Source organism: Frankia tisae (assembly GCF_025403405.1).
Taxonomy (GTDB): domain Bacteria; phylum Actinomycetota; class Actinomycetes; order Frankiales; family Frankiaceae; genus Frankia; species Frankia tisai.
This window is the reverse complement of record NZ_JANEZT010000035.1, coordinates 17,779-29,327: the sequence shown is the minus strand read 5'-3', so window position 1 is coordinate 29,327 and position 11,549 is coordinate 17,779. Positions and strand designations below refer to the sequence as shown.

Here is an 11,549-nt window from a genome sequence, read left to right as displayed (position 1 = left end):
GGAGTGGTCCGCGTCGGAGGCCGGGGTTTGTGCGGGAGTGTCGGTGGTGGTCGCACCGGAACCGAGCCGGGCGGCGGGATCGTGCACCGGGCGGGGGCGCGGCGGCATGCTGGCGGCCAGCGCCGCCTGGATGCGCTCGGCCACGTCGCCCGGCATCGTCATCGCGGCCAGCCGGGACAGGTCGGCGCGGACCCTGCGAAGCGCGGCGACCGACTCACGGCACGCGGTGCAGGTCTCAATGTGGTCGCGGGTCGAGCGGGTGACTGGCTCCCCACCGGCGATGGCGTCGAGCTGCTCCACGTCGGGATGCTGATCGTGCCCACGGGACCGTCGGCCGAGAGGCAACGCGGAGCGCGCGTCCTCGGGTCGGTGACGGTCGTCCGTCGGGTCAGTTGCCATTGCTGATCACCTCCTCCGGCAGGTCCGGGCGCCATGGGGCCGCGTGGTGGGGACTGCGGCCGGCGGACCGACTGCGGGCATCCGGGTCCGCCGCGCGGGGGCCACACATCGTGGTGTCCTACTTCTGAGACGGTGGGCGGCGCTCCGTGGTTCCCGGGCGGGAGGTGACCGAGGAACAACGCGAGGTGCACCTGCCCCCGCGAACAGCCACCTTCTGCCGTGCAGACAGGCACATCGACCGGCCGCGCGCCGTCCGCGAGGGGCGATTCCTGGACGTCGGCCAGCACCACGGCCGTGCGGAACGCCGGGGCGACCGGCCGGGCACGTCGTCGACTCCGAAACACACGTCACGTTCGGTGTTGAGGTGCCAGGGATCGGTCTGGCGCGGATCGGCTGGGTTCCGTGGGTCCCCGCGCCCGACTCGCACCTGCTCCCCGGTCAGGACCGAAAGGTGATCTCCCCGATCGTGCCGCGGTACTGCCCACCGCTGTCGAGCGGCAGGGAGGTCAGCCACAGGACCCAGTACTGCGCGGGGACGAGGTCGGAAGGCATGGCCAGGTTCACCAGGCCGTTGGCGTCGGCCTTCTGGACGACGCTCCGGTAACTGGCGATCGTGTCGGCGGGGGCGGCGGCGCTACGAAGCTCGAACGAGACCGGGCCGGCACCGGCAACCTGGACCGCGACCGAGGTTGGGTTGATCGCGTGGCCGAAGTCCAGCCGCAGGCCGACGCCATCCTTGATCCCGCCGAACTTCGCGGTGACGTAGCCCTCGGTGCGCCAGACGGTCGACGGGTTGCCGTCGACCGCGTTGCCTGCTTCCTTCGGCCGCTCGGTGCCGTCGCCGGGTGGAGGATCTATGGTGTCGATGCTCTGCGGCTTCAGCACGCTTTTGGACGCGTCGACCTGGTTGGTGGCTGCCGGCGAGGGGCTGGCGTCGTTGCTGTCGTTCCCGGAATCGCGCAGCGCGAACACGGCCACGATCGCGACGACGATGACGACCACGACGAGCGCGATCCACGGCAGCACTCGGCCGAGCGACGGGCCGGACCCGCCGCGCCCGCGGTGCGGGGCGTCTCGATAGCGGTCCGCCGGCGGATAGCCGCCGGCACCGGCGGGGTAGCCCCGGTCGTCGCGGCCTTGGCCGTCCCGCCGATCGTCGCGGCCCTGGCCGTCCCGCCGGTCGTCGCGGCTCCGGGTGTCGTACCCGCCGCGCGTGTCGTACCCGCCGCGGCCGTATCCGGTGTCGCCGCCGCGCGGCCCGCTGGCTCGGTCGACGCGGGTGTCGTAGCGGTCGTCGCGGCCGGCGGGAGCGGGGCCAGGATAGCCGGCGGTGTCCGTGTAGTGGCCCTGCGCGGGGTAGTCGGACGCGGCACGGTAGTCGGAGGAGGCGAAACCGTCCACGTCCATCGCCTCGGTGTTGGGCGGGGCCTCACCGAGGCTCATCAGGCCGGTGTCGAGCACGGCGTCGACGGGATTGATCGACTCCAGCTCCTCGACGAGCTCGGCCGCGGTGGTGATGGGCGCGCCCGCCCGCTCGTCGCCGAGGGTCGCCATGGTGATGGCGTCCAGGTCGCGGGGCACGGACGAAGTGACCTGCCGGGGGCTGCGCAGCCGCCCGCCCGAGGTCGGGGCGGTGGGTAGCCCGCGGTCCCCGCCGAGCGGCCAGTGGCCGGTGAGCCCCGCGTACAGCAGGCCGCCGAGTGCCCGCAGGTCGGCGGCAGCCCCGTCCTCGGCACCTGCGCCCGCCACCCTCGTGGCCTCGGCGTCATCGCCCGTCCCGGGCCCGTCGGGCCCGTCGGGGCTGTCGAGCTCCCCGGGCACCCCCGAGCGCTCCAACTCGGCTAGCACGCCGCCGATCTCCAGATCAATGATTTTCACGGTGCCGTGGCTGGAGACGATGACGTCGCCGGGGTTCAGGTCGCCGTGATGGATGCCCCGCTCGTGGGCCGCGGCGATGACCCGGGCCGCGGCGAGGACCACGGCGCCGGCCTGCTCGGGGCGCAGCGCCCCCTGCGCCGTGAGCTGGCGCAGGGTCTTGCCGTCGACCCATTCGGAGACGACGTAGGAGATACGCCGCGATCCGGCGGTCGTCGTCGTGGCGTCGTAGGTGGAGGCGGCACCCGGATGCACGAGCCGGCCGGAGTTGATGGCCGCGGCGAGCAGGCGCCGGGCGGCCTGTTCCTGGTTCGGGTCCGCGGCGGGGGCGCCGTTGTCGCCCGGGTTCACCGGGCCGTGTTCGACGATGCGCACCGCGACCGGCCGGGCAAGCACCTTGTCGTCGCCGCGCCAGAGGGTGACCGGCCCGCGGCTGGTAAGCGCGGAAAGTAGGCGGTAACGGCGATCGAGGACGGTTTCGGCGAGCACCGCGGTGCCGGCGGGGGTCGACGGGCTCCGGGCTGCGGAGGCGGTCAGTGTCACGTCGTTGTCGACGTCCTCAGCCTGCGGTCGGTTGCTTCCGTCGACCACAGCGCCTCCGTCGTCCACGGGCCCGACGTGGACGATCCGCCGTCGGGCTTCCCTATCTCACCCGGGCAGGGGTCCGCCCAGTGTGCCGTGACCGTGGGCGGAGACCCCGGAATCCTTCGTCGCCCGGAACTTGTCGCCACGGTGAACAACGTGACGAGCGGAGGCTGCGCCTGGTTCACCGGCGACGTTGGGCGGGGCCCGCGCACAGCGTGTCCAGTGTACGAGGAGGCGCGGAGGATCTCGCGAATGTCTTGGGACAACCCGCCCTTGTGTACCGGCTGTGACGACGCCCGCTGGCCGTCTCCGACCAACCTCCGGGGCTCCCGGTTCGACCGCCCCCCGGCCGCGCCCGGCTGCGCCTGCGGCAAGGCCGAGAAGGGCGTTTCCACCAGTCACGATGGTCCGCTCGGCCGGGCAGCGAAGCCGGTCGTGCGGCCCGCCGAACTGCGATGAACCTCCGTCGTATCCCTACGCATTAGCAGGGTGATCCTTTCGGCGTTTCTCAACTACACCGTGTTGTAGCGACGGATGGCTCGACAGGCTCTCCCGACCCCGCGTACACCGCATATCACGAGAACACGCCTCGCGCGGATTTCGGCGGGGGCGATTCAGCGCCGCCGCGGCGGTCGGCCTGTCCGGCGCGTCCCCGCCGCGGGTCCCGACCGGTCGTCCGGATCTTCCCGCCGCGGCGGTGTGGCGGCACGGGCCGTCCGCGACGACGGTTCCCGGCGGGTCGTGCGCCCGGTCTGCCGGGTCTGCCCGGCCGGTGCCGGCGATGAGGCCGGGCCGTTGGGCTTACCCGGGCCGCGCCCGCGGCGCAGGCGACCACCGAGGCGGCTGTTGACCACCTCGAGCAGAGCGTTGACCTCGTAAATGTTCATCCGTTTGGCGACCGCGACGAACAGCGCGCCGCCCACGACGGCCGCGATGACCACCGCGACCCCGGAACTGAGCCAGCCCGTCCCGATCACCGACCGGATTCCCCGGGCCAGCAGGGACGCGATGACGGCGCCGAGGCCCGAGGCGACCGCGACCTGAGTGATCACCCGGGCGATGCGGTTGCCGTCGACGCCGCCCAGTCGCCGGCGCAGCAGGATCGTCGTGGCCGCGAGCCCGACCAGGTAGGCGAAGGAGAAGGCGAGCGCCAGCGCCGGCGCGCGATGCTGCTCGGGCACCAGCACGGTGAGCACCACCGCGCCCAGCACGTTCACCGCGACGACGCCCATGTTGACCAGCGCCGGCGTCCGGCTGTCCTGGTAGGCGTAGAACGCCCGCAACTGCACCTGGAACAGCGAGAACGGCACCAGCGCCAGCGCGAAGGCGCTGAGCGTGTCGCCGATGACCACCGCGTCGTGGTAGTCGACCGCACCGTGGTGGAAAACCGTGACGGCGATCGGCCGTCCCAGGGCGAGCAGGAACAACGCGGCCGGCACGATCGCCGTCACGGCGACCCGGGTCGCCGTGGAGATGTCGGCCCGGACCAGGTCCCGGCGGCCCTGGGCGGCGTGCCCGCTCATCCTCGGCAGCAGCGCCGTGATCACCGAGACGCCGATGATCGCGTAAGGGAGCTGGAAGATCTGGTAGCCGTAGGTGTAGATCGTGTACGCGGTCGTCGCCGTCGACAGGTTGACGATCACCAGATAGCCGGCCTGGCTGACGATGACGAACAGCAGCGTCCAGCCGGCCAGCCGGGCCGCCGAGCGCAGTTCCGGATGGCGCAGGTCCAGCCGCGGGCGGTACCGGAAGCCGACCTTGCGCAGCGATGGCAGCAGGGCGAGCGTCATGACCACGACGCCCAGCGTCGTCCCACCGGCGAGCATGGTGATCTGCGTGTCGGTGATGGCCTTCGGCCCCTCCACCCCGGGTGGGTGCGGTCCCGACACGACGTAGACGAAGGCCACACAGGTGGCGATGACCAGCAGATTGTTCAGGATCGGCGCGAACATGGGCGCGGCGAAGGACTGTCTGACGTTCAGGATCGCGCCGATCGTCGCGCCCACCCCGTAGAAGATGATCTGCGGGAGGAACCAGCGCAGCATCTCGGTGCCCAGCGCCTGCTCCGCCGGCCCCGCATCCAGGTAGGCGTTGATGATCCAGGGGGCGATCAGCATGCCGACCGCCACCGCCGCGCCGAGCCCGAGGATCATGATGGTCAGCAGGGAGGAGGCGAAGCCGTCCCCGCCGTCCGGGTCCTCCTTCGCGGCGCGCACCATGACCGGCACGACAACGCTGGTCAGGATCCCCCCGAGGAGCAGGTCGTAGAGGATGTTGGGGGTGGTGTTGGCGACGTTGTAGGCGTCGCCGACCGAGCCGGTTCCGATCGCGGCGGCGATCGCGACCGTGCGCAGGAAGCCGGACGCCCGAGAGACGATCGTGCCGATCGCCATGATCCCGCTGGCTTGCCCGAGGCTCGGCCCGGCCTTCGCCGCCCCCGACTTTCCTCGACGGGTGGTCGTGGGCGTTGCGGTCGTGGGCTTCGCGGCTGCCGGCTTCGCGAGCGCGGTGGTAGCCGCCGCGTCGGCGGGGCGCGAGGCCCGACGAGTCGCCGAGGCGCGCCGGCCGTTCCGCTCGTCCGTCTCGCGGCGGGGGGGCGGCTGCCGAGGCCTGACGGCGCGAACGTCTCTGAGGTCGCTGCCGTCTCTGGAGCCGCTGCCGTCCCGCAGGCCGCTGTTGTCCCCCGGGCCCCGGCCGTCTCCGACATCGCTGACTGCTCGTGGGCCGGTTTCCGCCTCGTCTCGCCAACCGCTGGCGGCCCCGTTGCGGCCAGTGCCGAAGCGGTTACCGCGGCTGTCACCGCGGCGGGCGTCGGGGGGCAGAGTGGTGTCCCGTCCGCGGGAAGCCTGTCGCGACTCCGGGGGGATGCGCCGGACGTTGCTGCGTGGAAGTGCCACCGTCGGCCGGGACTCGCCGAGAGAGGGCCGCCGCCGCTCGCCGGCGAGGCGCCGGGGGCGGTCGGCGGTATCCGGCTGCTGGTCCCGCGTCCCGTGCCCGCCGGAGTCCGGACCGGCGGCACCCGGACCGGTGGGCCAGCCGGATCTGTCCTGCGGCCGTGGCCCGGGCGTCGGGTCCACCGGCCGCGGCGGGCCGGGCGGCATGGGCAGCCTGGTGGTGCGTGCCCCGTCGACCGGCGGCGCGGGCTGAGCCCGGCCACGGGCTGCGGAGCCGAGACCGCCCTCGGACGGCGGCGGCACGTTGGGCGGCGGCGGTGGGGTCCGCGACGACGACGCCGGCAGCTTCCGGGTCGCCTCCGGAGCCGGGCCCCGCGGCGCGCCGGGTGGCGGGATCGGGCGCGGTGCGGCGCCGTCGCGTGGGTCGGCCCATCGGTCGTCGCTGGTCTGGGGCGTGCCGTACGGCCCGGCCGGGTCGTGGTCGGCGAACCGGCGCTCGGGGTAGGCCGCCCGCCGGGCTCGCTCCGCATACTGCCCGTCCACATCCGCGTATGGATCGCCCCGATGGCGGTAACCGTCGTCGCGACCCCCGAACTCGTCGTCCGGATTCCCGGGCCGACCGCCGGGACCGGGATACCGATCGTCCGGCGCGGAGTACCGCTGGTCGTGGCTCAGGTACCGCTCGTCGAAATGCTGCTCGGCGGGATTCGGATAGGAATGGTCGGGTTCCGAGTATGGCCGGCCGGAATCCCGGTACCGCGGCTGGTCCTGGGCGGGGTACGACCAGTCCGCGTGGGGCTGATCGGAGGTGTGGGGCCGATCGGGATCTGCCCCCGGCCGGTTGGGATCGCCCGGCCACTCGTCGGCGAGGCGGTCCGGGTCGCCGGCGGCGTCTCGCCGCGGATCGCGGCCACGATCGCCGCGGCCGCCTCGGGGACCGGTGCCGCCTCGACGGTGCCGGGGGCCCGAGGAGCCCTCCCCTTCGACGGGGGTCACGGGCCGCTCCGTCGCCGGCGGATCGGGACCTGGTCGGTGGCCGCCTCCCGCCCGGGGTCGGCGTCTTGCGCCGTGCCCTGGCCGAGGTCCTGCCGCGGGTCCGGGCCCCGGTGCTGGCCGAGATCCGGGCTGGGCCCGGGATCCGGGCCATGGGCGGCGGGCGTGACGCCCTTCCCTCGACGCGCGGCGTACGAGAGGTCGGCGGTCGGGGCGCCCGTCGACCACCCGGAGGCAACTGCGGCGGGCGCCCGCCGGACGGGCGGCGGGTCGGCGTCGGCCAAGCTCCCAGGGGGACCTGGCAGCGCCGCACCGCCGACCGTGGCTGCACCGGCGGCACTCGGCTCGGGGGCGCCGCCGGCGGCGCTGGCGGCTTTGGCGGCTTTGGCGGTCCGCCGTGCGCCCGGCCGCAGCCGGCGGGCGAGGCGCACCACGACGGCCAGCAGCAGCACGCTGACGGCGCCGATGGTGATGGCGGTGGCGATGGCGCCGTAGACGGTGGACCGCACGAGCACCCGGGTCGGAGGATCGGTCGAGAGCGCCTGGCCGCTGAGGTTGAGCCGGCGGATCTCCAGCGGGAAGGTCCCCGCGCCCTCGGCGTCCACCTCTATCTCGATCTGGGCCTTCTGCCCTCGCGGGAGGATGCGGGTCTGGCGGACCGGCGAGCGCAGCCGGGAGTGGTTGGTCGACGAGAAGGCGAGCACGACGGTGACCTCGAAGTCCGTGTTGTTCTCGAGCGTGATCGGCACCAGCCCGTGCTTGCTCGTCAGGTTGACGCTGCGGGAGGCCACCACCTGGATGCCGTTGCGGATCGCGGACACGGCCCCGTCCACCTGCTGGCTCAACGACACACCGTCGACCATGCTGGCTCCTCGCCAGGCGACGGAGGTTGCTGTGACAAGTGCGTTGTACATCGGGCTGACGTCCTGGCAGGTGACGGCGGCCTTCAGCCGAGGGCAGAGCACCGGTCCCAGCGCCAGCGCCTCGTCGCGGACGCTCGTGACCGCGTCAAGGTAGCTGCTGGGCAGCTCCCGCGCCTGGGCGTCGGCGGGGTAGACGAGCGTGCCGCGCGGGGCGGTGGGCAGGTACTGGCTGGTGAGCCCGCCGAGCGGGGCGGAGGTGGAGTAGTCGCTGTCGACCGCGCCGAGCACCTGCTCGGCCCAGCCGGGCGGCGGGTTCCAGTCCCGCGGCAGCGCGAGGACCTGGGCCCGTGGCTGATCGGGCAGTTCCGCGGCGATCATTCCAAGCTCGGCCCGGAAACGCGACAGGACCGTCCCTGCGCCGGGGCCGTCCGCGGCCTGGCGGTAGGAGGTGGCGATCTCGGTGAGGCGGTGGTCGGCCCGCAGGGCCCGGATCGGGCCGGCCGACGTCGGCAGGTCGACGGCGGCCGACGGGGTGTAGTTGACGGCGGGCGACGCCGGGAGCAACCGGTCGTCGAGCAGCACGGTCTGGACCGTCAGTTGGCGCAGCACGTCCACGGTGGTGGTGTCGGCCAGTCCATCGGCGGGGTAGGCGACGGAGCCCACCTGCGCGGTGCCTCGAGGCAGGAGTCCGGTCAGCACAACCTGGCCAGTGTTGACGGCGTACTTCACTGTGTCCAGCTTCTGGGCGTGGACCAGCGCGGTCAGGTCGGCGTCGCCGTAGGGCAGCGCGATGACCTGACCGCCCGCGGCGGCGAAGCGCGCGAGGTCGGACAGGAAGCGGACCGCGCCGGGGTCCGCCGTCGGCTGCCGTACCGCGCCGCCGGGTCTGGCCCAGCTGTAGCCCTCCGGCCGTGCCATGATCTTCAATGCCTGCACGAGCGTCGGGTCGACGGCGAGCGTGACCGCGTCCGGCTGGGCCGCGTCGAGCAGCCGGGACAGCCGGCCGGCCGGTCCCACCTCGGTGGCGAGGGTGTTGTCGGTGAGCAGGCCGTCCGAGCGCAGGTGGGGTCGGTCGGCGAGGGGGAGGACCACGGCCACCGGGGTCCGCTGCTGCTGGCCGGAGGAACGAACCAGGAAGGTGTACGCGGCGCCGATCGGTTCCGCCGGTTTCCCTCCGACGGAACCGCTGACCCAGACCCGCAGCGGGTAGACGCCGACCGACCTTGGCAGGGCCGACGCGCTGAGAGCTCCGGTGAGCATGAAGGGGACCGGGTTGGCACCGCGGACGGGCGGATCGGGCAGCTGCTGGGTGCTCTCGCCACTGGCGAGGGTGAGCGGCCGGTTGGTCAGGGAGCGAGCGGCGGCGGTGTTGTTCGCCAGCGTCTCGAGCTGCGCGCGGGACCTCAGGGGCACGGAACCGATCTCCAGGCTCATCCGCAGGTCGGTCAGGGGCTGGGTCACCGAGGTGGCCAGCGTCCCCTGCACGGACACGACGGACGAGCCGGCCGCCGGCGCCTGTATCTCGGTCAGCGAGACGGTCACCGGATTCCCCGAGCCGGTGGACGATGCCACCGTTACCGGTGAAGAAGATAGTGGATTGCCCTGTTCGTCTGTGGATGAAGCTGTGGAAGACCGTGGTGTTCCTGTGGATGAATCTGATCGGGCGATCCGTTCCACCAGACCGCCGCGGATCGTCGCGCCCGCCGCGGAGCCGCCGGCCACCGGGATGACGAGGGCCAGCAGCACCACGGTGGCGAGCCGGACCGGCCAGCGGCGGCCGCCGGACACCCCGCGCAGCCGCCCATGCCGGTGCGGTGCGCTCATGCGGTCGCGGCCAGCACGACGGGCACCTCGTCGAGCAGGCGCCGCTCGTCGGCGTAGGCGAGGCGCGCGGCGACCTCGGCCAGCGGGACCCAGGCCACGGCATCGACCTCGATGTCGGCGTCCGACAGCGAGCCGACGCTGCGTAGCAGCAGGAAGTGGTGCACCGTCTTGTGGATGCGTGCCCCCCCGGCGACGAACCAGAAGTCGATGGTGCCCAATCGGCCCAGGACGGAACCGGTCAGCCCGGTCTCCTCGCCGACCTCACGCACGGCGGCCTGCTCGGCGGTCTCACCGGCCTCGACGTGCCCCTTGGGCAGCAGCCACAACAGCCTCCCATGGCGATCCCGGCGGGCGATGAGCGCGGCGGAGGCATCCGTGGAGCACTGGTCGAGAATGAGGCCGCCCGCCGAGGTCTCCTCCACCCGGGGCAGGAGCGCGCGCCCGGCGGAGGAGGTCGACGGCGGCATGGATTGATCGTACGAGGCTCGGGTCCTCCGGCCGGCCCGCGTGCCTGGAACGCCCCGGTTGTGCCTGTCGATCCCGGCGGCGAGATCCGCACCGCCGCGGCCGCGATGTGATCGCCCCCGGCCCGTCCGGGTGCCGGTTCACCGCGCCGAACCCCGTAACCTGAAGGTGTGTCAGTGATCAGTCTGGACAACCCGCGCGACTCGGCCGAACGGGTGGTGAGTGAGCTGCTCAGGGTGCCGCCGGCCGCGGACGAGCTCGGTCGCGTCTTCGCCGCGCACGGTCACCTGCTCCACCTCGTCGGTGGCTCGGTCCGCGACGCCCTGCTCGGCCGGCCCGCCACCGGCGCCACCGGCGCCCCGGCCGACCTCGACTTCGCCACGGACGCCCGGCCCGAGCGGGTCCTGGAGATCACCCGGGGCTGGGCGGAGGCCACCTGGGAGGCGGGGATCGCCTTCGGCACGGTCGGGCTCGCCCGGCGCGGCCTGCGCTTCGAGATCACCACGTACCGTAGCGAGGCATACGACCGGCAGTCCCGCAACCCCGCGGTCACCTACGGTGACAGCCTGGAGGCGGACCTGTCCCGCCGGGACTTCACCGTCAACGCGATGGCGGTGTCCGTCCCGGGCCACGACTTCGTCGACCTGTTCGGCGGGATGGCTGATCTCGCCCGTGGCGTGCTGCGTACTCCGGCGAGGCCGGAGGCGTCCTTCGACGACGATCCGCTGCGCATCCTGCGTGCCGCCCGGTTCGAGGCGGCCCTGGGGCTGACCCCGGTGCCCGAGCTGGTCGAGGCGATGCGTTCGCGGGCCGAGCGGCTCGCGATCGTCTCCCCCGAGCGCATCCGGGACGAGCTGCGCAAGCTCATCGGCGCCCCCGACCCGGTGGCGGGCCTCGAGCGGCTCGTCGAGATCGGCGTCGCCGAGATGGTGCTGCCCGAGGTGGCGGCGATGCGGATGGAGATCGACGAGCACCACCAGCACAAGGACGTCTACGCGCACACCATGACCGTGCTGCGCCAGGCGATGGCACTGGAGGAGCCGGGCGCGCCCGACGAGGTGCTGCGCTGGGCGGCGCTGCTGCACGACATCGGCAAGCCGCGCACCCGGCGGCACATCCCGGGCGGGCGGGTCTCGTTCCACCACCACGAGGTCGTCGGCCGGGACATGGCACGGCGCCGGCTGGCCGCGCTGCACTTCCCCAAGGACGTTACGGAAGCCGTCTGCCGGCTCGTCTACCTGCACCTGCGCTTCCACGGGTACGGCGAAGGGGAGTGGACGGACGCCGCCGTGCGCCGCTACGTGCACGACGCCGGGCCCCAGCTGACCCGGCTCAACAAGCTCGTCCGCTCCGACTGCACCACCCGCAACCGGCGCAAGGCGGCGGCGCTGTCGCGTACCTACGACTCGCTGGAGGAGCGGATCGCCGACCTCGCCGCGCGTGAGGAGATCGCGTCGATCCGCCCGGAGCTGTCCGGCGACGACATCATGGCGCTGCTCGGGCTCGCCCCGTCCCGCCTGGTGGGCCAGGCCCGCGCGCACATGCTGGAGCTCCGCTTCGAGCGCGGCATCGTCGGGCGCGAGGAGGCCGAGGCCGAGCTGTTCCGGTGGGCCCGCGAGCACGAGGTGCCGATCCCCGGCGAGTGACCCGG

At 73.3% G+C, this 11,549-nt stretch carries 5 protein-coding genes and 1 pseudogene; 1 reads left to right on the top strand and 5 read right to left on the bottom strand.

The window, feature by feature from the left end:
- The 5 genes and pseudogenes from NBZ85_RS05770 to NBZ85_RS05750 form a co-directional block, all read right to left on the bottom strand.
- A pseudogene (locus tag NBZ85_RS05770) lies at window positions 1-399 on the bottom strand (hypothetical protein); the annotation flags it as partial.
- 438 nt (window positions 400-837) lie between these two features.
- Entirely contained in the window at window positions 838-2,865 is a 2,028-nt protein-coding gene (locus tag NBZ85_RS05765; RefSeq protein WP_261561589.1) for a protein kinase family protein, read from the bottom strand.
- Window positions 2,866-3,473: 608 nt separating this feature from the next.
- Window positions 3,474-6,749: a murein biosynthesis integral membrane protein MurJ gene (gene murJ, locus NBZ85_RS32550; protein ID WP_261561588.1), complete on the bottom strand. Its 3,276-nt coding sequence runs from the start codon at window positions 6,747-6,749 to the stop codon at window positions 3,474-3,476.
- The gene (locus NBZ85_RS05755) at window positions 6,746-9,433 is read right to left on the bottom strand and encodes a DUF6049 family protein (protein ID WP_261561587.1); all 2,688 of its coding nucleotides are present in this window, start codon (window positions 9,431-9,433) and stop codon (window positions 6,746-6,748) included. Before NBZ85_RS05755 ends, murJ begins: the two co-directional genes overlap by 4 nt.
- A complete protein-coding gene (locus NBZ85_RS05750) occupies window positions 9,430-9,900 on the bottom strand; it encodes an NUDIX hydrolase (RefSeq protein WP_261555186.1) in 471 nt (156 codons plus the stop codon). Before NBZ85_RS05750 ends, NBZ85_RS05755 begins: the two co-directional genes overlap by 4 nt.
- Before the next feature lie 174 nt (window positions 9,901-10,074).
- Between NBZ85_RS05750 and NBZ85_RS05745 the strand changes: the two genes are divergently transcribed.
- Window positions 10,075-11,544 carry a CCA tRNA nucleotidyltransferase gene (locus tag NBZ85_RS05745; protein WP_261555185.1) on the top strand — a complete coding sequence of 490 codons (1,470 nt, stop codon included), beginning with the start codon at window positions 10,075-10,077 and terminating at the stop codon, window positions 11,542-11,544.
- The last annotated feature ends 5 nt before the right edge of the window (window positions 11,545-11,549 follow it).

Bases quoted from the DNA above. Each gene is read 5' to 3' on its own strand.
- NBZ85_RS05755 (WP_261561587.1), bottom strand. From the start codon at position 9,433: ATGAGCGCACCGCACCGGCATGGGCGGCTGCGCGGGGTGTCCGGCGGC.
- NBZ85_RS05750 (WP_261555186.1), bottom strand. From the start codon at position 9,900: ATGCCGCCGTCGACCTCCTCCGCCGGGCGCGCGCTCCTGCCCCGGGTG.